16 protein-coding genes and 1 pseudogene are annotated in these 26,787 nt (G+C 60.4%); 8 read left to right on the plus strand and 9 right to left on the minus strand.

All coding sequences use genetic code 11. The annotated features are described in order from the left end of the window. The first annotated feature begins 1,013 nt into the window (after positions 1-1,013). The 3 genes and pseudogenes from ACZRN6_RS25735 to ACZRN6_RS25745 form a co-directional block, all read left to right on the plus strand. On the plus strand, positions 1,014-1,196 hold the full coding sequence (locus tag ACZRN6_RS25735) for a hypothetical protein (RefSeq protein WP_212551066.1): 183 nt from the start codon (positions 1,014-1,016) through the stop codon (positions 1,194-1,196). 95 nt (positions 1,197-1,291) lie between these two features. Then, a complete protein-coding gene (locus ACZRN6_RS25740; RefSeq protein ID WP_212551065.1) occupies positions 1,292-1,753 on the plus strand; it encodes a hypothetical protein in 462 nt (153 codons plus the stop codon). A 42-nt stretch (positions 1,754-1,795) separates the two neighbouring features. Beyond that, positions 1,796-2,156: pseudogene (locus ACZRN6_RS25745) on the plus strand (DUF927 domain-containing protein); the annotation flags it as partial. A gap of 85 nt (positions 2,157-2,241) precedes the next feature. Here ACZRN6_RS25745 and ACZRN6_RS25750 read toward each other — a convergent pair. The 8 genes from ACZRN6_RS25750 to ACZRN6_RS25785 all read right to left on the minus strand — a co-directional run bounded on the left by ACZRN6_RS25750 (position 2,242) and on the right by ACZRN6_RS25785 (position 12,892). Then, the gene (locus tag ACZRN6_RS25750; RefSeq protein ID WP_249342588.1) at positions 2,242-3,339 is read right to left on the minus strand and encodes an acyltransferase family protein; all 1,098 of its coding nucleotides are present in this window, start codon (positions 3,337-3,339) and stop codon (positions 2,242-2,244) included. A gap of 96 nt (positions 3,340-3,435) precedes the next feature. Beyond that, the gene (locus ACZRN6_RS25755; protein ID WP_282377464.1) at positions 3,436-5,424 is read right to left on the minus strand and encodes an ArnT family glycosyltransferase; all 1,989 of its coding nucleotides are present in this window, start codon (positions 5,422-5,424) and stop codon (positions 3,436-3,438) included. Positions 5,425-5,554: 130 nt separating this feature from the next. After that, positions 5,555-5,893, minus strand: a complete 339-nt coding sequence (locus ACZRN6_RS25760) for a DMT family transporter (RefSeq protein WP_212551062.1) — start codon at positions 5,891-5,893, stop codon at positions 5,555-5,557. Next, positions 5,893-6,936 (minus strand): glycosyltransferase family 2 protein, encoded by a 1,044-nt coding sequence (locus ACZRN6_RS25765; RefSeq protein ID WP_212551082.1) that lies wholly within the window; start codon positions 6,934-6,936, stop codon positions 5,893-5,895. The genes ACZRN6_RS25760 and ACZRN6_RS25765 overlap by 1 nt, the downstream gene beginning before the upstream one ends. Positions 6,937-6,979: 43 nt before the next feature. Beyond that, positions 6,980-9,466, minus strand: a complete 2,487-nt coding sequence (locus tag ACZRN6_RS25770) for a glycosyltransferase family 4 protein (RefSeq protein WP_212551061.1) — start codon at positions 9,464-9,466, stop codon at positions 6,980-6,982. Further along, positions 9,466-10,887: a class I SAM-dependent methyltransferase gene (locus ACZRN6_RS25775; RefSeq protein WP_212551060.1), complete on the minus strand. Its 1,422-nt coding sequence runs from the start codon at positions 10,885-10,887 to the stop codon at positions 9,466-9,468. The genes ACZRN6_RS25770 and ACZRN6_RS25775 overlap by 1 nt, the downstream gene beginning before the upstream one ends. Continuing rightward, positions 10,884-12,101 carry an ABC transporter ATP-binding protein gene (locus tag ACZRN6_RS25780; protein WP_212551059.1) on the minus strand — a complete coding sequence of 406 codons (1,218 nt, stop codon included), beginning with the start codon at positions 12,099-12,101 and terminating at the stop codon, positions 10,884-10,886. The genes ACZRN6_RS25775 and ACZRN6_RS25780 overlap by 4 nt, the downstream gene beginning before the upstream one ends. Further along, complete coding sequence (locus ACZRN6_RS25785; protein ID WP_212551058.1) at positions 12,098-12,892, minus strand: ABC transporter permease; 795 nt, start codon at positions 12,890-12,892, stop codon at positions 12,098-12,100. The genes ACZRN6_RS25780 and ACZRN6_RS25785 overlap by 4 nt, the downstream gene beginning before the upstream one ends. Positions 12,893-13,381: 489 nt before the next feature. Between ACZRN6_RS25785 and gmd the strand changes: the two genes are divergently transcribed. The 3 genes from gmd to ACZRN6_RS25800 all read left to right on the plus strand — a co-directional run bounded on the left by gmd (position 13,382) and on the right by ACZRN6_RS25800 (position 16,552). Further along, entirely contained in the window at positions 13,382-14,413 is a 1,032-nt protein-coding gene (gene gmd / locus ACZRN6_RS25790; RefSeq protein ID WP_212551057.1) for a GDP-mannose 4,6-dehydratase, read from the plus strand. After that, entirely contained in the window at positions 14,413-15,309 is an 897-nt protein-coding gene (locus ACZRN6_RS25795) for a GDP-mannose 4,6-dehydratase (protein WP_212551056.1), read from the plus strand. The genes gmd and ACZRN6_RS25795 overlap by 1 nt, the downstream gene beginning before the upstream one ends. Before the next feature lie 136 nt (positions 15,310-15,445). Further along, positions 15,446-16,552: a glycosyltransferase family 4 protein gene (locus tag ACZRN6_RS25800; protein WP_212551055.1), complete on the plus strand. Its 1,107-nt coding sequence runs from the start codon at positions 15,446-15,448 to the stop codon at positions 16,550-16,552. Between the two features lie 42 nt (positions 16,553-16,594). On the opposite strand, the gene ACZRN6_RS25805 is transcribed toward ACZRN6_RS25800, so the two are convergent. Next, entirely contained in the window at positions 16,595-17,341 is a 747-nt protein-coding gene (locus ACZRN6_RS25805) for a class I SAM-dependent methyltransferase (RefSeq protein ID WP_212551054.1), read from the minus strand. A 488-nt stretch (positions 17,342-17,829) separates the two neighbouring features. Between ACZRN6_RS25805 and ACZRN6_RS25810 the strand changes: the two genes are divergently transcribed. Together ACZRN6_RS25810 and ACZRN6_RS25815 are read left to right on the plus strand one after the other, a co-directional pair. After that, positions 17,830-24,411: a hypothetical protein gene (locus ACZRN6_RS25810; protein WP_212551053.1), complete on the plus strand. Its 6,582-nt coding sequence runs from the start codon at positions 17,830-17,832 to the stop codon at positions 24,409-24,411. A gap of 81 nt (positions 24,412-24,492) precedes the next feature. Next, complete coding sequence (locus ACZRN6_RS25815; protein ID WP_212551052.1) at positions 24,493-26,319, plus strand: O-linked N-acetylglucosamine transferase, SPINDLY family protein; 1,827 nt, start codon at positions 24,493-24,495, stop codon at positions 26,317-26,319. The last annotated feature ends 468 nt before the right edge of the window (positions 26,320-26,787 follow it).

Below are 26,787 nucleotides of genomic sequence, written 5' to 3' on the forward strand. Positions count from 1 at the left end.
CCTCTTGAAAGACCCCGTATTTGCTGGGCATTCGCCAGTGTCACTGCGCATTTCTTGTACTTTGCACACCCGAATCAACTCTTCAGGTGAACGACAGAAAATGTGTGTGAATTACGGGGCATCTGGCCCATTTTCAATGTCTGGCATGTAGTCATCGTCGGGGTGGCGCCCAAAGCAGCGCCCGCTCCAACAGGTGATGTATCCAGCACTGGATGAATGGTTAACGCCTGTCTTGTGGGAGGCAGCAGCTGTCTTTGCCTATACCGGCCTCTTCGCCTGCAGAGCAGCCTCCTACAGGTCATGTGCCAGCTCTGGATTAGTTGCTCAGCGTCAGTCCGTAGAAGGCCGCTCTGCTGTGGACGGCATCCCGGCGCTGGCGCGGGGTGCTAGATGGCCCGGTAGACACAAACGCTTATCTTCAAAAACGAGTGTGTGTTCCCACCTGTTCCCACTTCTTTTTATCCGGTGGGAACGCTGCAAGCCGCGCGGTTGCTGGGCGTTCCCACCGTTCCCACTGTTCCCACTGTTCCCACCGATTTCAGGTCCGCTCTCAAGCAGAGAGCATTTTCTGAGTTTTTGGAGCACTTTCATAAAAATGTGCCTGTGATTCCAAAACGGTGGGAACAGTGGGAACGGCGTAAATAATCAATAATTACAAAGCGTTAAGTGTTCCCACTTTGTTCCCACCTCGATTTTGGTGGGAACAGATTTTCTGTGAGCCCGGCGTCAGCCACTCCTAAGGTTGCACGCCATCGTGATGCCCGGTATGGTTCGCCGATCCATGGTCAATCCCATGGTCGGGCGTGGAAACCCGTTTTCAAGAAGGCGCATAGGCGCCCCCATTGCGATTGCTGGCGCTTTTTTTGTGTCCGCATCTATATGGCGGCTATGTGTGGGCAGGCTTCGGCCTGGCCGGTAACCTTCTTGGCCGGTATTTCCACCCTGCACATAGCTGCCACCCAATCCCGTGGAAAGGATCGTGTCGGCTTCGTTCTCAAGAAGGAGCTTCAATCATGCATACACGCAATCCATCCAGAATCAGCGCGCTTGCGCATCGCCGCATGGCCCTTAGTGCCCTGCACGCTGACTCATCGCTTGCCAGCCGCATTGCCCGCTACAACCACCATATGGACCGCGCTCGTGCCTTTGAAAAGGCCGCTGTCGATCCATGCCCGGACCCCATCGCTTCGACCTGATCGACGCATCGTCTGAAAAAACGGGATCGCGGGCACCGCTGAGGTGCCCGCGAGGGTGATCTGTATTCCAGGGCCATAGGGCCGGCGGAAAAATAATGAAAAATCAAAACGGCGCACCGGCGCCAACGGGTTCGGCTTGCCGGAAAAAAGCCATCGAGTCCCTGCCAGAGCTGTCTCCACGCCCTGATTACGCCATCGACCACACCGGCAAGCGGCGCGGAAAAATGACCGCCATTGCCTGGTATCGCGCAAGCACTATGGGCAAAGGCGCGTTGTGGTTGTGCCGCTGCGAGTGCGGATTGTTCGAGTATCGACGGCCAGGTAATTGGCAAAGCCGACCGCATCCGAACGACATGTGCGACGCGTGCCTGCGCGCCAAGGGGCCTAATTCCAAAGTCACCGCTCAAGCCCGTTACCGGCAATGGATTGAGGGCTTGCGTGATCTGGGCCTTACGGACAATGAAATAACCCGGATAACTGCGTCAGGCAGCAAGGTGGAAACCCGAGACAAGACCGCTGCTGAAATCCGCGAGCAGATCGCCAGGGAAGGCTTATGAAAATCGCCACAGTGTATTTCGCAAAGCGCTGCAATCGGCTTTCGGGCCGCTTGTGTAGAGGACAACGCGCAGGCTGGGCGGGTGGCGGATCGCTTCGCGGTAATCGCGCTGGCCGGGGAAATGGCCATCGCCTACACACTGCTGCCCTGGACACCGGGCAGTGCCTTGGCCGACTGCCTGTTGCTGTATGGGAGTGGCTTACCTGTTCAACAAGCCGGCGCTGATCGAGGCGGCGAACGGGTATGGGCTGGCGCGGATCGTCAAGGCACTGGAGGGCGTTGGCGGTCTTGACCGGCGTGACAGTGATCGCAAGCGGCACACCAAGAAGTATCGGTTGCCGGGTGGCGGGTTCGCGGGGCTGTATGTGGTGAATCCTGAGGTGATTGATCCGGACAACGGTTGACCTGTGGGAGGCTGCTTTGCAGGCAAAGACAGTTGCAGCCTCTCACAGGCCAGGGTCACCCTTGGGTTCAGGCGTTGGCCTGTCATCAGCCAATCGCAGAGCGGCCTTTTCCAGAGCGAGTCTTGAACCGCGTGCGCAGCGCACTTTGCACGGGCGCTTCGAACCATCGGTGGCTGGCCAGGCTCAGTGGAATAAGCACGCCCATGAACAACAGCAGCATCCATGGGCTGTAGAAGATGTCGCGGGTATAGCCCAGCCGGTCGACGCTCAGCGCAAAGACAATCTGCAGGGGAAAGTGCAGCAGGTACGAGGAGTAGCTCAGGTCGCCGATCACCGCCCATGGCTTGAGCAGGTCTGGCCATAGCCAGGACAGTGAAGCGATGAACATGACGCTCACCGGAAAGGCGATGCCCATGATGAAGTAGGTGGGCCGCACCTCTGTGGCTACCACGAAGGTCCAGGCCAAAGCGCTCAGGATCAGGCTTATGGCGCAGAGGGTTCTGGCTGTGAGAAATCTGCCCAGAGCCTGCATGATCAGCAATGCCATGCCTCCGGCAAAGAAGCACAACAGGCCGCTGCCCAGTTTGTAGTTGTAGGGGTAAAGCGCGTAACCGGCGGCCAATAGACCCGCTGCCAACAGATAGCGAAACCGGCCGGTCAGGCAAATCAGGAAGAACAGCGCGTACAACAGGCACTCAACTGACACCGACCAGATCGGCGCGTTGAACGACCATCCCGATTCAAATCCCCAGGCCGGAATCAGCAGCACATTGAGCAAGGCGTGATAGCTGTCGTTGGTCTGGTAGACGAACCAGGCCGGGTGGCTCTGGATGAACGCCCACTGCAGTCCGGCCACCAGCAAAAACGTTGCGATATGCAGCGGGTAGAGGCGGCTGAAGCGGTCCATGAAAAAGCGCGAGGTCGATAACTTGCGTTGGGCAATCCGCTGGGAGAACAGCCAGAAGAATACGAAGCCGGAGATCACGAAAAACAGCTCAACGGCCAGCGAGCCATGCCGGTAGAACAGTTGCAGGGCGTCGAACAGTGGCTGGCGGGTCACATCGAAGTTTTCAGGCTGCCCGCCAACGTAGAAGAAATGTTGCCAGTGCCAGAAGACCACGGACAGTGCGGCGATGCCCCGCAGTACATCCAGTGGGTAGATACGATGAGGCGCTGAGGGCATTCGGAACATTCCTACTTGGTAAGAAGAAAATTCCGAAGCTTATCACCGCTCTAGAAGGAGCGCCGCCGGTTATCGGCGGCGCTGTCGTTCATGCACTCAACGGACCTGGCGAATGTCCAGTTGCTCCAGGCCGATGCCCAGTGGGCGATCATCCTGGCTCACGCCCAAGGCCTTGGGCGACACAGGAGACGGAATCCTGATGGTCAGGCTTTCGGTCTTGCCTGAGGTGGTAATGCGCAGGGTACGCGACGTCATATTTACCCCCAGGTCGAAGGGGTAAAGGCGCCCCTCTACTTCGACGTTGATGGCCTGGCCGGCATTGGGGCCAAAGGCCTTGGCGTTCAGGGTCAGGTCGAATTGAGCAGGCAGCGGTTTTTTGAGCTCAATCCTGACCGTCGGGCCGATCGACCAGGCGCCCCAGGCTTCGGGCGACTCAAGACCGGAGACCTTCGCCACCAGCGCGGGCCACTGCGCACCGTTGAAACCCAGCTGCAACGGGTAAAGCTTTATGGCTTTTTTAGCCAGCGAGAAGCCGTTCAGCTTGATGACGTCGAACTCGTCCTCGGCAAACTGAACGTCCCCTATCGCCAGAATCCATTTTTTGTCATAGGCGGTCTGGGCGGCGGAGTAAGGCTGCCCCGGCACATAAGACAGGTCACGCACCGCATGCCGGTTATCGACATAGACCAGAGCGCGCAAGGTATGCGCCGGGTTTTCACCGATTACAGCCAGTTGTGAGAGCTCGTTTTCAGGTACATAGCTTTTGGCGAACAGCCCGGCCTTATCGTAGGTGTCGATGACCATGCGCTGGCGTACTTCCGCATTGTTGTAGGCCGTGCTGATGGCAATGGACACCGGCAGGTACAGGCAGACGAAGACGATGCTGCCGGCGCTGGCGGACTTGTACCAGAGCAATACGGTAAAGGCACAGAATCCGGCCAGCAGCATGAATACGCGGCTATTGAGGGTAAAGCCACGCAGTTCAGGGCTATCGACATAACTGGGCGTGTACGGATGCAGGTAGGTCAGTGCGGCATAGCCAAGAATGGCCAGAACCAACAGCGCCACTGCCAGGCGCCAGTATTTGAGCGACTCGCCATGCATGCGGTCCAGTTGCGAACCAGCGGCGATGAACAGCAGCGGCAACATGAAGTTGTAGTAACGCATGTGCACGCGGAAGTCAGTTTCAATGGCATTGGTGCCCGCTACGGACGCCGAGAACAGAGTGACCATGGCAATCAGGTTCAGCCACAGGGCCAGGGTGCAAAAGGCAATACGGTCGTCGCTGGACAGGTTGGGATTGGCCAGTGCCTTGATTGAACCGAACAGAATAATGGCCACGGCCGTGCCGAACATGACGGTATTGGCCAGCAGGTGGCCTTCGACGATGGTCGGTGTGACCATGAGGATGTCCAGGTAGCGTTGTAATGTGCTGGCGCTGGATTCCAGGGTCGAGTTATAGAAACTGCCAAACAGGGTCAGACCTGCCTTGCCTGCGACCAGAAAACTGATGATGAATTTGGTCGCTAACAAGGAACCGACGAACAGTGCGGCATTTTTCAGGCCGACGGTCAGCCACTTTTCAGTGCCCTTGTACGAGAAAAACAGGATGCACAGGCAAAAGCCCGGAATGATCAGCAGTGCGTGGGGTTTGACCAGTGCAGAGCAGCCCATCATGAAGCCGAACAGCAGCCACTTTTTGGCCGGGGCTTTGACATCAAGGCCCAGGAAATACCAGATGCTGATCCAGAACGACAAAAAGAACAGCGGTTCCGGCATGTAGTACGCGGTGTAGCTGTTGACCGGGCCCAGCAAGCTGATCGCCACGATCAACAGCGATACAGCCAGGCCACAGAAACGCCGCGCCACCAGATAGATAAAAGGGGCTGCGGCGACAAAAAACAGGGTGTTGAAGAATTTCGAGCAGAAAAGAAATCCGCTGCCGCACACATTGGTCAGGTTGTAGATGGCCAGGTACAGGTAGCCGGGAATGAAGGCTTCCGACAGGGGCATTGACCTGGACATGGTGCTGTAGGTGTATTCATCTCCGAGGACGCCGGGGTACAAACCGGCAGATCTGAGCATAAGTAAAATCATTGCCAGCGCCATGATGCCCATGAGAATCATGGGCGCGCTGAGCCGTGTTCCGCTTGAAAAACGCATTACCGCTTCCTGTGTATGACTGCATGACCGATCGGCCATGCAGTGAAATTCGCTACGACTTTACCGCCAGCACGATGCCAAACATGATGAACAGCACGCCGACGAAGTACTGCGTCTGGAAGCGTTCACCCAGAATGAAGTGGCTGCCGATCGGGACCAGCACAAAGGCCATGGCCATCAGTGGGTAGGCCTTGCCCAGGTCGATTTTCTGCAACACCCAGACCCAGGCAATGGTAGTCAGGCCATACAGGGCGAATGCCGAGCCCAGCATGATCAGGGTCTTGATTTCAAAAAAGGTCCCGGCGCGCTGCAAGGCGCCGGCACTCAGCTTGAACATGATCTGCCCGGCCGCGATGCCCACCACGCACAGTACTGCAATGAGGTACACCATTACCGATCACCTGCCTTGCGCTTGGTTTTGGTCTTGGTGAGGTGGAAAGGTCTTCTAGGCACCGAGGCAATGTCCTGTCCGAGGAAGGCCAGGATGAACTGGATGCCCAAAATAATCGGCAGTGCCGAGAGCATCACGGTGCCGGCAGGTGTTGGCACGTCCGAGCCCAGTGAGCCGATCCAGTGCGAGGCGCCGAACAGGAGGCCTGACAGCAGCAGCACCAAGCCCACTGGCAGCTCGATGGAGGCCAGCGACATGTCCCGCAGGTAGTAGTTGTAGAAGATCCGCTTACCGAAATTGCGCACGTGTTTGACGAAGAACTCGCCTACGACTTGCGAGATTTTCAGGTTGCTGACTTCATCGCCATATTTGGCGTCCATCGGTACATCTACCGCGACAGCGCGCAGAGTGTTCAGGCGAAACAGCATGTCGGTTTCGAAGAAGTAACGGCGGCTGATCTTGTTCAACGGCAAGTGTTTGGCCACATCGCGATGAATGGCGGTATAGCCGTTGGTGGGGTCGAACAGGTCCCAGTAGCCGGAAGAGAACTTGGTCATGAACGACAGCGCAGCGTTGCCGAACAGGCGGACCTTGGGCATTGCGCCAATTTCTTCCAGGTCGTAGAAACGGTTGCCCTTGGTGTAGTCGGCTTCGCCGGCCAGGATCGGGCTGACAAAGTTCATGATCAGCCCAGGGTCCATCTGGCCATCGCCGTCGATCTTGACGATGACGTCCATGTTGTCGGCAATGGCGGCCTTGTAGCCGGTCATGACCGCACCGCCGACACCCTGGTTTTCCGGGTTACGCAAGACCACAACGCGTGGGTCGGTGCAATGCTGTTCGACGTAGGCACCGGAGTTTTCCGGGCAGCAGTCATCGACCACATAGATTCTGTCGACTTCAGGGCCGATGTCAGCAATCACGCCCAGGATGTGGGCAATGACCTTGTAAGAAGGGATCAAGACGGCAATTTTGCTTCGGTCGTCTGCTTCGACGGTGCTTTGCACGCCTGAGTGAGTCTGGTCCTGCGCCTCGGTGGGCATACCTGCATTCATCTGTTGCTCTCAATCTTTAAAGGGTGAGTCATTAGCGTGCTGTCAGCACGGCCTTGAGCTGCTCGGCACTCTGCTCCCACGTCAGCCAGGGCATGGTGGCCGAGGTCGGGTGCTTGCCGTCTTTATGCAGCTCAAGCCAGGCCTGAATCGCGCTGGCCAGCTCTTCGGCAGTCATGCCCTGGAAGTAGAACGCATGCTCACCGGCAATTTCGCGGAATACCGGCAGGTCGCGAATGATCATCGGCAAGTGATGCTGCGCAGCTTCGATCAGCGGCAGGCCGAAGCCCTCGCCTTCTGAGGCGGCAATCAGGCAGGTGGCGGTCGAATATACTTTTTCCAGGTATTCGTCGCTGATGCCCTCGAGCCAGAACAGGCGGCTGCCTTTTTCCGGATGGTTTTCCAGGCGCATGACCAACTCGTCGACCAGCCAGCCGCGCTTGCCGATGATGACCAGATTGATGTCGACACCTTGTGCCCAGAGCGCTTCGAACGCGGCCAGGGCCTGGGCATGGCCCTTGCGCGGCTCGATGGTGCTGACCATCAGGAAGCTGGGCTTTTGCGCCAGGCATTTGAGTAACTGCGGGGCATCGTCGGGCAGGCCGCGCGACGGCAGGCTGTTGTCAATGTCGGCCCCCAGGTGGAAGCTGGTCACGGCGGGTTTGTTGCCACCGCATTTTTCCGGGTGCTGGTTCAGCCAGGTCTGCATTTCGTTGGCCACCGCTGCCGAGATGCAGATCAGGTTGCTGGCCACCAGGCTGATCTTGTGCAGCCAGTCGGCAAACAGGTCGCCGTTGGGGGCCAGCCACCAGTCGGGGCGATGGTGCAGCAACAGGTCATAGACGATGTAGTTGACCTGCACGCCCATCAGGCTCATCTGGTGATGCAGCGGGTAAAGCTGGCTGGCCAGATGCATGTTCAGGTCCAGGGACAGATAGATATCGTCCTGGGCAAAGTCGATCGTTGCATCAACCGTCTCGGGAAACACCGGGTGGATCCGCGAGGTGAAGGCGTTGGCGTAGTAGTAGCGGCCGTCGGCATAGTAGACCGGGCGCACGGTCAGCCCTGTGGGCGGCACGCTCAGGAATTCGTGCAACAGGCTGCGCACCACACGCTGGATGCCGGATTTGGCATCGCTGTGGACGATGCTGGAAACGTCCAGCAGCAGCTGCCGCTGCCCGGCGCCGGAAAAGTTGAATGCCATGCTTTTGGCGATCCTGAACAGCTCGGCCTCGCTCGGTGTCTGGTCGGACAGTGCGACCAGCTGCTGCAGCACGGTGTCCAGTGCAAGGCCCGCAGGCTGCGCCTCGATGGGCTGGTGGCGTTGCTCAAGCGCGGCAATGGCTTTTTTCGCCGACTCGTCCCAGGAAAACTTTGCGCACTGCTCGACGGCGTTGCTGATCAGGCGGGTACGCAAGCCTTCATCTTCCAGGCCCTGGAGCATTTTGGCGGCGATCGATTTGACCGACAGCGGATCGAACAGCGCCTCGTTGCAACCAATGACTTCCGGCACGCTGCTGCAATTGGAGCCAATCACTGCGGCGCCACAGGCCATGGCCTCGAGCACGGGCAAGCCGAAGCCTTCGTGGGTGGACGGGAACACGAACAGTTCGGTCAGCGAGTAGAGGCTGATCAGATCCTGGTCGTTCACGTAGCCGGTGAGCACCAATTGATGGGGATGTACGCCGTATTTTTCCGCGAAGCCCAGCAGTTCGGCCCGTTGCTGGGGGTGCAGTTTGCTGGCGATCACCAGTTGATGCTGGTCCTTGAGGTGATCGGGCAGCGTGCTGTACGCCTCTAGCAAACGGGCAAAGTTTTTACGTGGATCGAAGCCGCCCGGCGCATACAGGATGAAATCTGCGTTGATGCCCAGGCGCTCCAGCAGCGCTGTGTTGCGCGCCGCATCAACGGCGTCGGGCACGAACTGCTCGCCGATGGCAGCCGAGATGTTGGCAATTTTGTCGGCAGCGATGTTCAGGTGGGTCACCGCTTCCTGCTTCGAGGAGTCGGAGATGGCCAGCAGGATATCGGCGCTTTTAAGCCAGTCGATCTTGCGGAAGTAATAGCCCTTGAGCTCCGCCGTGGGCAGGTAGACCGCCTCGTTCATCAACGGAATCAGGTCGTACAGGATCGTCGCGGTCTGGTACCTGACCGGCACGGCGCCGATCGAGGTCACGGCGTTGGCCCAGTAGCCTTCGAACAGGCTGCTGACCACGACGACATCGGGGTTGAGCGAACCCAGGAAGTTTTCCCGCAGCACTTCGGCAGCGCGCTCGCTCCACGGGCCGGGGCTTGAGGCGTCCGGCACATCGAAGATACGAATACGCTGTGGCGGGATCAGTCCGGTAAAGGCCTTGCGGATATCCGAGATGCTGTCAGGCATGCGGCTGTTGAGGGCCAGCCAGATTTCGTGGTCGCCGGCATTGCGAGCCATGGCCAGGGCAAGCGACAGCGAGTAACGGCCAATCCCCCGGAAGCGGCTTTCAGACTGTGCGCCTTGCAGGTCAATAACAATACGCATCAGCGGTTTTCCTTACGCTCAAAAGCCTGTTTCAGTTCGGAGTAGATGTGCGCGACTCGCGGGCTGGCCTTGTCGAAACCGTCTTCGGAGGCTTCTGTGGCTGCCGTGACCGGACTCATTTCCTCGGGGCTGAGGTGAATGAGGCCATGCGCAAGAGCAAATTGCCGTACACGCTGGAACACCACCGGGTGGTTCTTGATGGCATTGCTGACGCGCAGACGCAGGCCCGGGCGATTCAAGACAAAGCGCACCGAGCGGAACAGCACCGAGCGCACGGTACGTTTGGGCTGCTTGAGGGTCCATTTGGCCAGTGACTTGGACACGCGCAACGGATGGGTAACCCGCCAGGAAGCGCTGTTGAGCAAAGCCATCATCTGCTGCTGGTAGGCCAGGTTCTGTGCTCTGATGGCGTTCAGCTCGGCCTTGACTCGTTCAAACTCGCCATCGACTCGTCCAAACTCGCCATTGACCCGGACAAACTCGCCCTGAATGCGCTCGAACTCATTGTGACGCAGCTCGATTTCGCTGTTTGCCTGCTCCTGCATCTGCTGCATGCGGATGTCAGCGTCAGCCGCCCGCTGCCACAGCTGATGCCCTTGAGCGTTGGTCTGGGCGTGGTGATGGTGCAGTTCATGGGTCAGGCGCTCCAGCTCGTTGAGCTGCGCCTGCGTGCCTGTCACCTGGCTGTCGTAGCGGTTGGCGAGCGACTCCAGCGACAGGCCATAAGTACGGTTGAAGGCGCCATCGAAAGCACGCAGGTGTTCGACCTGGCCTTGTTTCTGCGCAACGATGGCGTAGTCGGGACTGACGCCATGAAAGACGCTCATCAGGTTGACGGCGCCACCTTCGGCCAGTCCCGCAGGCTCTTGCAGACGCAGCAGCTTGGAGCGATGGAAACCGCAATATTCCGCCAGGAAGCTCAGCAGCAGGTGCGGAATGGGCCGCTCGTGGCTGGGGTCCAGGTAGAAGGTTTCGGTCCCGACCATCAGGTTTTCAGGGTTGGGTGTTTCCAGGATCAACAAACCGGCGGGCTTGAGCACGCGCAGGGTCTGTCGGACCAGTTCGTTGAGGACATCGAAGGGAATGTGCTCGGCCAGGTGAAAGCCCGAAACGACGGTCAGGCTGTTATCGGGCAGGCGCTTGAGTATTTCCAGTGCATCGCCCTGCTCGACCGGCAGCCCCAGCGCGTGGCAGGCCTCCAGCATGCCGGCATCGAGGTCAACGCCCAGCGGGTCGAAACCGTTGCTGATCAGGATTTCCAGCCACTCGCCACGGCCGCAGCCGACATCCAGCGCCTTGCGCTCGGGATACAGGTGTTTCAGCGGCTCGAGAAACGGCACATAGATTTGCTGGCGCTCGTGAATCAGTTCACGCGAGCCGCGATAGCGATCTTCGAACGCACGATAGAAAGAGCTGCTCATCGATGGCACTCCACAGTCGGTGGAATCCAGGCCAGGCCGACGAACTCGCCCTGGGAAATATTGACGACGTTGAACACGAGCGTTAGATCCACCCATTCATAGTTGCGCGCCAGGTGGCTGTCTGTGGTGTGCAATGCCACCGCCACCGAATACGACCCGACGCCAAGGTTGGCGATGAAATTGAACGAATACCCTGGTGTTTCACCCGCCTGCAAATCGTGCAGCGTGCAGCCCAGATGGTGGGTATTGGTGCCGAATACCGGCTGGCCGAGACGGTCCTTGATCATGTAGCCGACCACCAGTTCAGGGATGGGGCTGTTGATCTGTGTCTGGACGCGCAGCGACACCGGCTCGCCGACCGAGGCAAATTCGATGCGCTCGCCGGCGGCGTTATGCAGAGTGACCGCACCGATGCTGGCCTCGCCGCTGCCGGAGCGGGTTTGCAAGGAGCCATCTTCGAGCTCACGCACCTCGACTTTGGAGTTTTCTTTTTCAGCGATCAGGGCGTTGTAGAAATCCATGACTTCTTCAGGGTTGCCGTCTTTGATGACGGTGCCTTTTTCCAGCAGGATTGCGCGGTCACACAGGGCCTGGATCGAGCCACGGTCGTGGGAGACGATCAGCAGCGTAGTGCCCTGGCGCTGAAATTCACGAATGCGCTCGAAGCTTTTGTGCTGGAAGTAGCTGTCGCCGACCGACAGTGCTTCATCGACGATCAGGATGTCGGGGCGAAACGCCGTGGCCACGGCGAACGCCACGCGCATCTGCATGCCGCTGGAGTAGGTGCGCACGGCGTCGTCGAAGTACGTGCCTATTTCGGCAAACGCGGCGATGTCGTCGATAACGGCGTCGATCTGCTCGGCATTGAAGCCCATCAGGCCAGCGGCGTGATAGACGTTCTGGCGCCCGGTCAGGTCCGGAGTGAAGCCCATGCCCAGTTCCAGAATGGCAGCGATGCGGCCATTGACCTGCACATGCCCTTCGGTGGGCTGCAAGGTGCCGGTGATCATTTTCAGCAGGGTCGATTTGCCCGCACCGTTCTGGCCAACGATGCCGATGGCCTCACCGGCCTCGATATTGAAGCTCAGGTGCTTGAGCACCCAGTGCTCTTCGCTCGGCTTGACCGGCATGCCGAACCAGCGCGCCACGCGCTGCAGTTCAGAGGTATAGGTGCGGTAGGCCTTGCCCAGGTTGTTGACGCTCAGCAGGCTCATAGGACGTCCACCATTTCCGGTGCGGCGCGGCGGAACATGAACAGGCCCAGGCCCAGCAGTACCACGGCAATGGCGGCGGTCAGTGCAATGCTTTGCATGTCCGGTGCCCGAGCGTAGACCAGCACATCGTGGTAGGCACTGACGATCGGAAACATGGGGTTCATGGCCATATAGCCCTTGTATTCGTCAGGAATGATGTTGAGCGGGTAGACCACCGGGGTGAACCAGAACCAGATCTGCAACAGAATCGGGATCACCTGGCCTACGTCTCGAATGAACACGTTAAGCACGCCGATGATCAGCCCCAGGCCGACGGCCAGCGCGGTCACCACCACGGTCAGGGGGATGAGCCAGAGCATTTGCCACTGTGGCCACTGCCCCAGCAGGGCGAACACCACCAGCAGGGCGACAAACAGCAGCAGGTAATTGAGCAGGCAGGACCCGACGACGATCACCGGCAGGGTAATGCGCGGAAAGCGCATTTTCTTCATCAGGTTGCCCTGGTCGATAAACAGGGTCAGGCAGCGGCCAATGATCTCGGCAAACAGGCTCCAGGCCAATATCCCGGCCATCAGGTAAAGCGCGTAGGCATACTTGTTTTCAATGCCAGGCAGTTTGGCGGCCAGGACGTTGGAGAGCACCAGCGCATAAATCGCAACTTGCGCCAACGGGTTGATGATCATCCATAGACCGCCCAGGCGACTACGGGAAAAGCGGGCGGAAAATTCATTGCGAATGGACGAAAACACGAAACCCCGGTAACCCCAGAGGCTCCTAAACAACTCCAACATTCATGACTCCTGATAAGGGTGCGGCGGCATGGCCGCACGCTTGAAAGTGTGTTTCGGAAGATCCCTTTCGGGGGCCTGCCCACGGGCGGCAAAGTCCTTTGAGCCTTGGACAGCGAAACGCAGAAACGCCAAAAAGGAATTTCTGGAGGCGCACTATATCGCCTTCATCGCAATAGTCATCGTTTAGTCGTTCGGGTGGCCGCCTGAAGAAGGGGTTGGAGGGGGCATCCGGCTATTGGTTCACCCCATGAACAGGGACCGGGAATTAAATACCCGATTGAGTGTCAGTTAGCCACTAACGCACTCGGGCACTGTTCGATTACAGCGTTTGTACTGTTTCGATACAGCCGCTACAGCCGCAGACACATGGCCTGGCGGGTCGTATATAAGCGGCCTAACCTGTATCATCGCGTCCTTTCGTTTACTGGCCGCTGCTTGTGCCAGTCGTCCTTGGCTACCCACTCTTTTTAATGGAGTAAAACCCCCAGCATGAAAGCAATCGTTACCGGCATCACAGGTCAAGACGGCGCCTACCTGGCCGAACTGCTCCTCGAGAAGGGCTATACCGTCTACGGCACCTATCGCCGTACCAGCTCTGTCAACTTCTGGCGTATCGAAGAGCTGGGCATCCAGAACAACCCGAATCTGCACCTGGTCGAATACGACCTGACCGACCTCTCTGCCAGTATTCGTTTGCTGCAAACCACCGAAGCCACCGAGGTTTATAACCTCGCGGCACAAAGCTTCGTGGGTGTGTCGTTCGACCAGCCGGTCACCACCGCCGAAATCACCGGCCTGGGTGCAGTAAACCTGCTCGAAGCGATCCGCATCGTCAATTCCAAGATTCGCTTCTACCAGGCGTCCACTTCGGAAATGTTCGGCAAGGTCCAGGCGATTCCGCAGATCGAGAGCACGCCGTTCTACCCGCGCAGCCCGTATGGTGTTGCCAAGCTGTACGCGCACTGGATGACCATCAACTACCGCGAGTCGTACGGCATCTTCGCCACCAGCGGCATCCTGTTCAACCACGAGTCGCCACTGCGCGGCCGTGAGTTCGTGACCCGCAAGATCACCGACTCGGTGGCCAAGATCAAACTGGGCCTGCTCGACAAGCTCGAACTGGGCAACATGGACGCCAAGCGCGACTGGGGCTTTGCCAAGGAATACGTCGAAGGCATGTGGCGCATGCTGCAAGCCGATGAGCCGGACACCTTCGTGCTGGCCACCAACCGCACCGAAACCGTACGCAATTTCGTCAGCATGGCGTTCAAGGCAGTCGGCATCACCCTGAAGTGGGAAGGCAAGGACGAAGCCGAGCAAGGCATCGACGCGGCCACCGGCAAGGTACTGGTCGGCATCAATCCGAAGTTCTACCGCCCTGCCGAAGTCGAGCTGCTGATCGGCAACCCGGCCAAGGCCAAGGAAGTCCTGGGCTGGGAGCCCAAGACCAACCTTGAAGAGCTGTGCCGCATGATGGTCGAGGCGGACCTGCGCCGTAACGAAAAAGGCTTCTCCTTCTGATGAATATCGCCGGTAAGCGTGCCCTGATTACAGGTATCAATGGCTTCACCGGGCAGTTCATGGCCGCCGAGCTTGCCGCTCGCGGCTGTGAGGTGCTCGGTACCGGAAGCCAGCCTTCGAACAGCGCCGGTTACTATCAGGCGGACCTCACGGACGCCGCTGGCCTGCGCACGCTGCTGGCCGATATTCAGCCGGACATCGTCGTGCACCTGGCGGCGCTGGCCTTTGTCGGGCATGGCGTGGCGGATGCGTTTTATCAGGTCAACCTGATTGGCACCCGTAACTTGCTGGAGGCCATCGCGGCCTGCGGCAAGACGCCTGATTCCGTGCTGCTGGCCAGCAGTGCCAACGTGTATGGCAATGCGTCCAGCGGCCTGCTCGACGAGTCGACTCAGCCGGCGCCGGCCAACGATTACGCGGTGAGCAAACTGGCGATGGAGTACATGGCGAGCCTCTGGCACGACCGTCTGCCGCTGATCATTGCCCGCCCGTTCAACTACACCGGCGTCGGCCAGGCCGATAACTTCCTGTTGCCCAAGATCGTTTCGCACTTTGTTCGCAAGGCCGACACCATCGAACTGGGCAACCTGGACGTCTGGCGCGATTTCAGCGATGTCCGTGCCGTGGTCAGCGCCTACCGCGGCTTGCTGGAAAGCCAGCCGATCGGCCAGACCATCAACGTCAGCTCCGGCGTGACCCACTCGCTGCGTGAAGTGCTGGACATGTGCCGCGACATCACCGGCCAGACCATCGATGTACAGGTCAACCCGGCGTTTGTGCGGGCCAACGAGGTCAAGACCCTGTGCGGTGACAATACCCGTCTGCGCACACTGGTTGCCGACTGGCAGACCCCGCCACTGCGCGAAACCCTGAGCTGGATGTTGTCTGCCCGTTGAGTGGCACAACACCGATTCTGCATTCGCGAGCGTAAAGCTCGCGAATGCCGGTGTGCAGGCCTTTTCGCGAGCGCTACGCTCGCTCCTACGGGTCTTGTGCCGGTCTTGAGTGATCGGTCCCCATTCGAGTTCCCCCATGAAGGTATTGCACTTCTTCAAGACCTATTACCCCGACACCACCGGCGGTATCGAACAGGTCATGTTTCAGCTTTGCCAGGGCAGCCGCGCGTTTGGCGTGGAGGGTCAGGTTCTGACCTTGAGCCCGACCCCTTCGCCTGAGCGTATTCAGGTGGCCGACCACTCGGTGGTGCGGGTCAAAGAGAACTTCAACCTGGCCTCTACCGGCTTTTCGTTGTCGGCGTTCTCTACCTTCAAGGCCATGGCCGCCGAAGCGGACCTTGTGCACTTTCATTTTCCGTGGCCGATGATGGACCTGGTGCATTTCGCTACCCGCCATGGTCGTCCAACGGTGTTGAGTTATCACTCCGACATCATCAAGCAGCGCACCCTGCTCAAGCTGTATGCGCCGCTGATGAACCGCATGCTGGGCAGCATGGACCGTATTCTGGTCGCCTCGCCCAATTACCAGCGCACCAGCGAAACCCTCAAGCCCTTTGCCGACAAGACCGTGGTGGTGCCATACGGGCTGGATGAAACGGCCTATCCGCAGGTGTCGGGCGAACGCCAGGCGCACTGGCAGGCTCAGGTGCCGGACACGTTCTTTCTGTTCGTCGGTGTGCTGCGCTATTACAAGGGCCTGAGCACCCTGCTCGATGCTCTGGAAGGCGTGGATTACCCGGTGCTGATTCTGGGCGGCGGGCCGCAAGAACAAGAGCTCAAGGCCCAGGCCGAGCGCCTGCAATTGCGCAACGTGCGTTTTCTCGGCCGCCTGGACGACGAAGACAAGGCCTGCCTGCTGCAATTGAGCCATGCGCTGGTGTTCCCCTCGCACTTGCGCTCCGAGGCATTCGGCATTTCGCTGCTGGAAGCGTCGATGTACAGCAAGCCGATGATCTCGTGCGAGATCGGCACCGGCACCACGTTCGTCAATATCGACGGTGAAACCGGGCTGGCCGTGCCACCGGAGAACCCGCAGGCACTGCGCGAGGCCTTGCGCCGCCTGTGGGACAACCCCGAAGAAGCCGCCCGCTTCGGCACCCAGGCCCGGGCGCGTTTCGAGGCGTTGTTTACCGCGCAGCGGATGTGCGAGCGCACCGTTGAGGTTTACAGACAGCTGGTCTAAAACCTGTCGGCCTGCCGGTTACATGACCGGCAGGCCGGGGCATTACGCGTAGGGCTTGATCACCAGGCCCTGGCCGGTTGGCAGTTCCAGGACGGTCAGGCCAAACGAGGCCAGCAGCGGGTCTTCGGCCGCTTTCTGCGAACCGTAACTCCACCAGCCGTAGTCATCGAGAACCAGCACGGCGCCGGGCACCATGTTCGGGACGATGCGCTTGAGCGCCTCGACTTCGGCCGGTGCCTGGTTGAGGTCGACGTGGGCAAAGGCGATTTTCTCGGGAAAGCCCTTTTCGAACGACTCCGGCACATAGCCCTGAATCACTTGCACGAACGGGTAGTTCGCAAAGCGTTCCTTGACCTGGTTGTACAGCTGCGGGCCGTGCTCGGGCATGGCATGGTGTTCGTCGGTCTCTTGATGCTCGAACGCATCGTACAAATAGTACTGCTTGCCACTGGAGGCCATGTCGATGCGATCGGCAATGACATTGGCGGTGTTGCCCTTGTAGGCACCCACCTCGACAAAATCACCCGGCAGGCTGCGGGCCAGCGTGGCGAAGTGGCAGAGGATGTAGGTCCGCCAGATGATCGTCATTTCGATGTTGGAGGTGGCGTTGCGACGCATGATCTCCATGAAGCCTTCATCGGTCATGAAGCTGAAGTTGCGGTTCCAGCAGATGACGTTGTCGGAGCTGTAGAAGCTGTCCGGGGTGGCGACGCTTTGGCGCAGGCCTTCGAGGCTGTGCTTGAACAGGGGCAGGTTGGTGATGTTGAAGTTGTCGCCATTCACGATCATTGCTGTTACCTCAGGTTTATTGCCCACATCGCAGGGCGCCTCGATTGGCAGCACATGCCTGCCAGCCGGAAAAATGCTGTTTGACCCGAATCCGATCAAGACCCTTGCTGGATAGCGCGAGGCTGGGGATGACGTACTGCGCGCCGTGCGCCGACAGACGGAGGTTCCAGCGCACACTAGGGGAAGAGCCACAGAGGGTCAAGGTGGTGACAAGCCTTGCGCGGCTCTGCACCGCTGATCGTCTGCCGCTGGAAATGGCATTCAAAAAACAGTAATAGCCATATGATATTACCTGTATTCTGGCCTTAGCCTCTAAGGCTATGCCTTTTAATAACCAAAAAACAAAAAAAGGCAAAAAGCCATATAAAAAGTTCTTAATGTTTCTCAAGCCTCGGTCGCTAACGGTGACACATGGGCAACCCATTCTTTCCATCAAGCTAAGGCGGCAACGCTGACAGCGCGGTTATGACCTTAAACAGGACGCGTATATGAGCTTTATTTCTTCGTTGACGACCGCGCAAGTTGCTGCCTTGAGCACCACAACCATTGCGGGTTTGGCTACTGCCGACATTGCCGCCTTCAGCACAGCGCAGATTGCAGCGCTGACCACCGCTCAGGTTGCGGTCATTACCACCGCTAACGTGGGAGCATTCACCGCCGCGCAACTGCCTGGCCTGACCACTGCTCAAGTCGTGGCGCTGACCACCGCTCAAGTCGGTGCACTGAAAACCGCGCAGGTTGCAGCGCTGAGCACCGCTCAGGTTGCAGCGTTTGAAACCGCCGATGTTGCCGCGCTGACAGTTGCCAGCGTCACTGCACTGACTACCGCGCAAGCCGCGGCGCTGACCACCGCCCAGGTTGTGGCCCTGACCACCGCTCAAGTGGCTGGCCTGACCACTGCACAAGTGGCCAACCTGACCACCACCCAGGTTGCTGCGCTGCAGACCGCCGATGTGGCCGCTCTGACCACCGGCAGCATCGTCGCACTGACCACCGCTCAGGTCGCTGCGCTGACCACCGCACAGGTCGCCGCCCTCAAGGCAACTCAGATCGCAGCCCTGCAGACCGTAGACCTGGCAGCCCTGACCACCGCGCAGATCGTTGCTCTGACCACCGGCCAGGTCGCTGCGCTGAAAACCAACCAAATCAGTGCGCTGACCACCGCTCAGTTGGTGGCCATTGAAACCGCTGACATCGCAGCCCTGCCTGTAGCCAGCGTCGCGGCATTGACCACTGCACAGACTGCTGCACTGACCACCGCTCAAATCGTCGCATTGACCACCGCTCAGGTCGCAGGCCTGACCACGGCTCAAGTGGCCAACCTGACCACCGGGCAGGTCGCTGCGCTGGAAACCGCTGATATCGGTGCTTTGACCACAGCCGGTATTGTCGCGCTGACCACCGCTCAGGTGGCTGCACTGACCACCGCCCAGGTCGCAGCACTCAAGCCTACTCAGATCGCCGCTCTGCAAACCGCAGATGCCGCGGCCCTGACCACCGCTCAGATCGTCGCGCTGACCACCGCTCAAGTCGCTGCGCTGACCACCGCACAAGTGGCCAATCTGACCACGGCGCAAACCGCAGCCCTTGAAACCGCCGATATCGCTGCACTGACCACCGCCGGCATCGCCGCGCTGACCACCGCTCAAGTGGCCAACCTGACCACCACTCAGATCGCCGCCCTCAAGCCGCTGCAAGTCGCCGCCCTGGAAACCGCTGACGTTGCAGCGCTGACCACGGCTCAAGTCGTGGCGCTGACTACCGCTCAGGTTGCCGCACTGAAAACCAACCAGATCGCCGCCTTGACTACCGCTCAGGTCGCTGCACTGGAAACTGTTGACATTGCCGCCTTGCCGGCTGCCAGCATTGCCGCGTTCACCACCGCCCAGGCGGCTGCGTTGACCACCGCTCAGGTTGTCGCGCTGACCACCGCACAAGTGGCCAACCTGACCACGGCGCAAACCGCAGCCCTTGAAACCGCCGATATCGGTGCACTGACCACCGCCGGCATCGCCGCGCTGACCACGGCTCAAGTGGCCAACCTGACCACCGCCCAGGTCGCTGCACTCAAGCCGCTGCAAGTCGCCGCCCTGGAAACCGCTGACGTTGCAGCGCTGACCACCGCTCAAGTGGTCGCGCTGACCACCGCACAAGTGGGTGCACTGAAAACCAACCAGATCGCTGCCCTGACCACCGCTCAGGTCGCCGCGCTGGAAACAGTCGACATCGCCGCCTTGCCCGTCACCAGCATTGCCGCGCTGACCACTGCACAAACCGCCGCACTGACGACTGCTCAGGTCGTCGCGCTGACCACCGCACAAGCCGCCGCCTTGAAAGCCACCCAGGTCGCTGCACTGACGACCGCTCAAGTCGCTGCGCTGCAAACGGCTGATCTGGCAGCACTGACCACCACGGCCGTCGCTGCATTGACCACCGCTCAGACTGCTGCATTGACCACCGCTCAGGTCGCCGCCCTGACCGTGGCCCAGGTTGCAGCCCTGCCGACCGCCGATGTCGCTGCCCTGACCACCGATCAGGTTGTGGCATTGACCACCGCTCAGGTTGCAGGCCTGACGACTGCTCAAGTCACTAACCTGACCACCGCTCAAGTTGCTGCGCTGCAAACTGCAGATGTCGCCTCGCTGACCACGGCCGGTATTGTTGCCCTGACCACCGGCCAGGTCGCCGCACTGACCACCACTCAGGTCGCCGCCCTCACCGCGACTCAGGTCGCCGCGCTGGAAACTGCAGATGTTGCAGCCCTGACCACCGCTCAGGTCGTGGCACTGACCACCACTCAAGTGGGTGCACTGAAAACCAACCAGATCGCGGCTCTGACCACCGCTCAGGTCGCGGCTCTGGAAACGGCCGATATCGCGGCCTTGCCGGCCACCAGCATTGCTGCACTGACCACCGCCCAGGCGGCTGCGTTGACCACCGCTCAGGTTGTGGCGCTGACCACCGCTCAGGCCGCCGCCTTGAAAGCCACCCAGGTGGCTGCACTGACCACCGCTCAAGTCGCGGCACTGCAAACGGTTGATCTGGCAGCACTGACCACCACGGCCGTTGCTGCATTGACCACCGCTCAGGCCGCTGCGTTGACCACTGCTCAGGTCGCTGCACTGACCGTGGCTCAGGTTGCAGCCCTGCCGACCGCCGATGTCGCTGCACTGACCACCGATCAGGTCGTCGCGCTGACCACTGCCCAGGCGGCGGCCTTGACCACCGCTCAAGTGGCCAACCTGACCACCGCTCAAGTGGCCGCGTTGCAGACGGCGGATCTTGCGTCGTTGACGACTGCTCAAGTGGTGGCGTTGACCACCGCCCAGGTCGCCAACCTGACCACCACTCAAGTGGCCGCCCTCAAGCCAACCCAGATCGCGGCCTTGCAGACCGTTGACCTGGCCGCCCTGACCACGGCGCAGATCGTCGCCCTGACCACCGGTCAAGTCGCCGCCCTGACCACCGCACAAATCGCCGCGCTGACCACGGCCCAGTTGGTTGCCCTGGAAACCGCTGATCTTGCAGCCCTGCCGGTTTCCAGTGTGGCCGCGCTGACCACCGCTCAAGCGGCTGCGCTGACCACGGCGCAGATCGTCGCCCTGACCACCGCGCAGGTCGCTGGCCTGACCACGGCTCAAGTGGCTGCACTGACCACCGCTCAGGTCGTTGCACTGCAAACGGCCGATCTCGCCTCGCTGACCACCGCCGGCATTGTCGCGCTGACCACGGCTCAAGTGGCTGCACTGACTACAGCTCAGGTCGCTGCACTGACCGTGGGCCAGATCGCTGCCTTGCAAACCGTGGATGCGGCTGCGCTGACCACCGATCAGGTCGTCGCCCTGACCACTGCTCAGGCGGCTGCCTTGACCACCGCTCAAGTGGCCAACCTGACTACGGCACAAGTCGCTGCGCTGCAAACTGCAGATCTCGCGTCCTTGACTACCGCCGGTATCGTCGCGCTGACCACTGCACAAGTGGCCAACCTGACCACCGCTCAAGTGGCCGCACTCAAGCCTGCTCAGATCGCTGCCCTGCAAACCGTTGATGTGGCGGCATTGACCACCGCACAGATCGTCGCCCTGACCACTGGTCAAGTCGCCGCGCTGACCACGGCACAGGTGGCTGCCCTGACGACCGCTCAACTGGTCGCCCTGGAAACCGCTGATATTGCTGCCTTGCCGGTGACCAGTGTTGCAGCGTTGACCACCGCTCAAGCGGCCGCGTTGACCACTGACCAGATTGTCGCCCTGACCACCGCGCAGGTAGCTGGCCTGACCACTGCACAAGTGGCCAACCTGACCACCGCCCAGGTCGCTGCCCTGCAAACGGCTGACATCGCTTCGCTGACCACTGCTGGCATCGTCGCGTTGACCACCGCCCAGGTCGCGGCACTGACCACCGCTCAGATCGCGGCGCTCAAGCCAACTCAGATTGCCGCTCTGCAAACCGTGGACGCCGCTGCGCTGACCACCGATCAGATCGTCGCCCTGACCACCGCTCAAGCGGCTGCGCTGACCACTGCCCAAGTGGCCAACCTGACGACTGCCCAGGTCACTGCACTGCAAACAGCGGATCTCGCCTCGCTGACCACTGCTGGTATCGTCGCGCTGACCACTGCTCAAGTGGCCAACCTGACCACCACTCAGGTCGCAGCGCTCAAGCCGACACAAATTGCCGCGCTGGAAACGGCAGATGTCGTCGCATTGACCACCGCTCAGGTCGTCGCACTGACCACCGGCCAAGTGGCGGCACTGAAAACCAACCAGATCGCGGCCCTGACCACCGCTCAAGTCGTTGCCCTTGAAACGGCCGACATTGCAGCCTTGCCAGTGGCGAGCGTTGCCGCGCTGACCACCACTCAGGTCGTCGCCTTGACCACCGGCCAGATCGCCGCCCTGACCACCGCTCAGGTGGCCGGTTTGACCACTGCCCAAGTGGCCAATCTGACCACCGCGCAAGTGGCTGCGCTGGAAACGGCGGATGTCGCTTCGCTGACCACCGCCGGCATCGTTGCGCTGACCACCGCTCAAGTGGCTGCACTGACGACTGCTCAGGTCGCAGCGCTCAAGCCAACTCAGATTGCCGCCCTGCAAACCGTGGACCTGGCTGCGTTGACCACCGCTCAGGTTGTCGCGCTGACCACCGCCCAGGTTGCTGCACTGACGACCGCTCAGGTCGCCGCCTTGACCACCGCGCAGATTGCCGCGATTGAAACGGTCGACATTGCTGCCTTGCCAGTCACCAGCATTGCTGCGCTGACGACCGCACAGGCTGCCGCGTTGACCACCGACCAGATCGTGGCCTTGACCACTGCACAGGCTGGCGCGCTGAAATCTGCACAGGTTGCCGCGCTGACCACGACTCAGGTTGCCGCTCTGCAAACGGCCGATCTGGCGTCCATGACCACAGCAGCCATCGCTGGCCTGACCACGGCGCAAACCGTGGCCCTGACCACCGCTCAAGTGGCCAACCTGACGGCAGCCCAGATCGCCGCACTGCCAACGGCCGATGTCGCGGCATTGACCACTGCTCAAGTGGTAGCGCTGACCACCACTCAGGTTGCAGGCCTGACCACCGCTCAAGTGGCCAACCTGACCACCGGGCAGATCGTGGCTCTGGAAACCGCTGATGTGGCCGCTCTGACCACTGCTGGCATCGTTGCGCTGACCACCGGCCAGGTCGCAGCCTTGACCACCACTCAGATCGCCGCACTCAAGCCGACTCAGATCGCTGCACTGCAAACCGTGGACGCCGCCGCCCTGACCACCGCTCAGATCGTTGCACTGACCACCGAGCAGGTGTCTTCACTGACCACTGCGCAAGTGGCCAATCTGACCACCGCACAGATCGTCGCTCTGGAAAACGCCGACATCGCCGCCTTGACCAGTGCCCAGTTGGTGGCTCTGACCACAGGCCAGGTCGCTGCGCTGACTACCACGCAGATTGCCGCCCTGACCACTGATCAGATCAGCGCTCTGGAAACGGCGGATATTGCTGCCCTGACCACCGCGCAGATCGTGGCGATCGAAACGGCCGATCTGGCATCGCTGACCACGACTCAAGTGGTGGCCCTGACCACTGCCCAGGCAGCAGCCCTGACCACCGCCCAACTGTCCAACCTGAAAATGACCCAGGTCGACGCCTTCACCACGCCGCAGCTGCAAGCCATGACCGCAGCCCAGATCGACGCGCTGGCCTTGTCCACGCCGCTGGTTCTGGACCTCAACGGTGACGGCGTGCAGACCACGCACCTGGTGGCTGGCACACGCTTCGACCTCAACGCCGACGGCCATAAAGAAGCCACCGGCTGGACGGCCGGCGGCGACGGCCTGCTGGTGCTGGACGTCAATGGCGACGGCGCGATCAACAATGGTTCCGAGCTGTTCGGTTCCTCGTTCCGCCTGGCGGACGGTTCGCTGGCCAAAGACGGCTTCGAAGCCCTGCAAAGCATGGACAGCAACAACGACGGCGTGGTGAACGCCGGCGACCAGCTGTTTGCTGCCTTGCAGGTCTGGGTCGACAGCAACAACGACGGCATCAGCGACGCGGGCGAGCTGCACAGCCTGAAAGACCTGGGTATCACCCAGTTCAATCTGGAAGCGGCGACCACCACCGAGCTGAACCACGGCAACCTGATCGGGCTGCACAGCAGCTTCGAAACCAGCGATGGCCAGTCGCACACCATTGCTGACGTGTGGTTCCGCACCGATGCCAATGGCGGCGAGTCCATCGACCTGACCCAGCTGGATGTCTCGGTCGTGGGTGCCCATACCCTGGGCAGCATCGACCTGGCGGCCGACAACGGTGCCACTACGTCGCTGACCCTCGATGCCAACGCGGTCAGCCAGCTTGGCCAGGCCGGTCAGGTGGATCTGGGCAACGGTGCCGCAGCGCCGGTGCAGATGATCATCAACGGTGATCAGAACGACAGCGTGCAGATCCAGGGCGCGGCAGGCGAATGGCAAGCCGCTGGCACCGCAACAGTCGATGGCACGAACTACAACGTGTTCAACGACGGTGACGTGCAAGTGCTGGTCGCCACCGATGTTCACACTTGGATTAGCTGATATTCAGTGTTAAACCTTTGATAGACCTTGATACCGGGCTCGCAAGAGTCCGGTATTTTTTTATGTGTGGAGCCTTCACTCATGCTGACCGGGAATCTTGATAGTCCAGACCTCAATGAGGTGCTGACCTGCGCCCTGCAACAGGCCGAGCGTGTCGCGCTGGAGCCGATGCAACTGCTGCAGGTCGCTGATCGGCTGCTGACCGCGCAGCGCCCGGCCGATGTCGCGACGCTGTATCAGCGCTGGCTTGCGCACTGCCACTCGGCGGTCAATTACATCATTCAGTTCAACCTGGGCGTCACGCTGTCCAACCTTGGACGGGTGGCAGAAGCCGAACAGGCGTATCGCGCGGCGATTGCGCAAAACGCTGAGTTCGCGCAGGCCTGGTTCAATCTGGGCACGCTGCTGGAGCGTCAGCTCAAGCCGCAGGAAGCGCTGGCCACCTGGCAATCGATGCTCGACAACAAGCTGGTCGATGCGCAGCAAAGCCAGGACCTGTACTTGTTGACCTGCAACAACCTGGGCCGGCTGCTGGAAGAAACCCGCCAGTTGCAGCCCGCCGAGGCGATTCTGCACACCAGCTTGCTGGCCGCCCCGGCCCAGCCCAAGGTCATTCAGCACTGGGTGCATTTGCGCCAGAAGCAGTGCGTGTGGCCGGTGTATGACGCCCCGGTTGGCCTGACGCGCGGCGATCTGCTCAAGGCGTCTTCGCCTTTGGCGTTGCTCGCCGGCAGCGATGACCCCGGCCTGCAACTGGCCGCTGCGATGCATTTTGTCAAAGAGCGGGTCAATGTGCGGGTGCCGTCTCTGACCACAGCGCAGGGTTATGGCCACCAGAAACTGCGCATCGGTTTTTTGTCGTCGGACTTCTGCCTGCATGCCGTGTCGCTGCTGACGGTCGAGCTGTTCGAGCTGATCGATCGTGAACGCTTTGAGGTCTATGGCTTCTGCTGGAGCCGCGAAGACGGTTCGGCCCTGCGCGCCCGGGTGAAACAGGCCATGGACCACTTTGTGTTGATCGGCGGCATGAATGACGCCACCGCCGCGCAGTGCATCCGTAATCACGAGATCGACATCCTGATCGACCTGCACGGCCTGACCTCCGGCGCACGCGCGGACATCGTGGCGTACAAACCTGCGCCGGTGCAGATGACGTACCTGGGCTTTCCGGGCACCACCGGGCTGCCGGGCATCGATTACGTGATTGCCGACCGCTACCTGATCCCTGACAGCGAAAAACCCTATTACAGCGAGACGCCGCTGTACCTGGACAAGATCTACCAGTGCAGCGACCGGCAGCGCCCGGTGGCCGATCTGCCGACCCGTGCGCAGTGCGGTTTGCCGGACGATCGCTTCGTGTTTTGCTCGTTCAACAACAACTACAAATTCAACGAAGAAGTGTTCGACTGCTGGATGCGCATTCTCAAGCGCGCCCCCGACAGCCTGCTGTGGCTGCTGGCCGACAACACCTGGGCGCAAAACAACCTGTGCGCCAGAGCCGAGCAACAGGGCATCGACCCGGCCCGCTTGCTGTTTGCACCGCGTGTGGCACCGCCGGAGTACCTGGCCCGCTATACCGCAGCGGACCTGTTCCTGGATGCGTACCCGTTCAATGCCGGCACCACGGCCAACGACGCGCTGTGGATGGGCCTGCCGGTGCTGACCCGCTCGGGCCGCACCTTCGCCTCGCGCATGGCCGGCAGCCTGTTGACCGCGCTGGACCTGCCGGAGCTGATCACCACCACGCTGGCCGAATACGAAGAGCGTGCCGTGCAACTGGCGACCCAGGCCGATCTGCTGCCGGGGCTGCGTCAGCGTCTGGTTCAGGCACGTGATACGTCACCGCTGTTCGACTCGCCGGGGTTTGTGCGCGATTTCGAAGCGGCAATCAGTCGTGTGGCGTTGTAGCAAGCACGTTGTTGAGCGGTGCGCGCAGCGCAGGACGGGTCATAGTTGAGCGCTATGAAGCTTGATTATTTCCCGGACCGACTCAGGACGACTCCTGTAGCTCCCGGTCAGCCATAAAGTCGTTATCGCGCAGCAAACCCGCGCCCCGTAGGAGCGAGCGCCAGCTCGCGAAGGCTAAGGTGCAGTCACCGCAAATGTGCTGATTTCACTGGCCCTTTCGCGAGCTACGCTCACTCCTACGAAACTTGTGTCGTACTCAGTATCAAGGCCAGCCCAAAATCCGTAGGAGCGAGCGCTAGCTCGCGAAGGCTAAGGTACATTCACCGCAAATGTGCTGATTTCACTGGCTCTTTCGCGAGCTGCGCTCACTCCTTATCTATTCGCGATCTGTCAGATTAGGTGCCGAGAGTCGACGTGGACGATCGCTCGCTCCTCGATTTAGCCGATCGTTACGTAGCAAGGTCTCCA

The organism is Pseudomonas sp. A125 (genome assembly GCF_055409485.1).

What these genes read in the sequence shown, in the direction of transcription:
- ACZRN6_RS25735 (WP_212551066.1), top strand. Translation starts at nt 1,014, where the DNA reads ATGCATACACGCAATCCATCCAGAATCAGCGCGCTTGCGCATCGCCGC.
- ACZRN6_RS25740 (WP_212551065.1), top strand. Translation starts at nt 1,292, where the DNA reads ATGAAAAATCAAAACGGCGCACCGGCGCCAACGGGTTCGGCTTGCCGG.
- ACZRN6_RS25750 (WP_249342588.1), bottom strand. Translation starts at nt 3,339, where the DNA reads ATGCCCTCAGCGCCTCATCGTATCTACCCACTGGATGTACTGCGGGGC.
- ACZRN6_RS25755 (WP_282377464.1), bottom strand. Translation starts at nt 5,424, where the DNA reads ATGCTCAGATCTGCCGGTTTGTACCCCGGCGTCCTCGGAGATGAATAC.
- ACZRN6_RS25760 (WP_212551062.1), bottom strand. Translation starts at nt 5,893, where the DNA reads ATGGTGTACCTCATTGCAGTACTGTGCGTGGTGGGCATCGCGGCCGGG.
- ACZRN6_RS25765 (WP_212551082.1), bottom strand. Translation starts at nt 6,936, where the DNA reads ATGCCCACCGAGGCGCAGGACCAGACTCACTCAGGCGTGCAAAGCACC.
- ACZRN6_RS25770 (WP_212551061.1), bottom strand. Translation starts at nt 9,466, where the DNA reads ATGCGTATTGTTATTGACCTGCAAGGCGCACAGTCTGAAAGCCGCTTC.
- ACZRN6_RS25775 (WP_212551060.1), bottom strand. Translation starts at nt 10,887, where the DNA reads ATGAGCAGCTCTTTCTATCGTGCGTTCGAAGATCGCTATCGCGGCTCG.
- ACZRN6_RS25780 (WP_212551059.1), bottom strand. Translation starts at nt 12,101, where the DNA reads ATGAGCCTGCTGAGCGTCAACAACCTGGGCAAGGCCTACCGCACCTAT.
- ACZRN6_RS25785 (WP_212551058.1), bottom strand. Translation starts at nt 12,892, where the DNA reads ATGTTGGAGTTGTTTAGGAGCCTCTGGGGTTACCGGGGTTTCGTGTTT.
- gmd (WP_212551057.1), top strand. Translation starts at nt 13,382, where the DNA reads ATGAAAGCAATCGTTACCGGCATCACAGGTCAAGACGGCGCCTACCTG.
- ACZRN6_RS25795 (WP_212551056.1), top strand. Translation starts at nt 14,413, where the DNA reads ATGAATATCGCCGGTAAGCGTGCCCTGATTACAGGTATCAATGGCTTC.
- ACZRN6_RS25800 (WP_212551055.1), top strand. Translation starts at nt 15,446, where the DNA reads ATGAAGGTATTGCACTTCTTCAAGACCTATTACCCCGACACCACCGGC.
- ACZRN6_RS25805 (WP_212551054.1), bottom strand. Translation starts at nt 17,341, where the DNA reads ATGATCGTGAATGGCGACAACTTCAACATCACCAACCTGCCCCTGTTC.
- ACZRN6_RS25810 (WP_212551053.1), top strand. Translation starts at nt 17,830, where the DNA reads ATGAGCTTTATTTCTTCGTTGACGACCGCGCAAGTTGCTGCCTTGAGC.
- ACZRN6_RS25815 (WP_212551052.1), top strand. Translation starts at nt 24,493, where the DNA reads ATGCTGACCGGGAATCTTGATAGTCCAGACCTCAATGAGGTGCTGACC.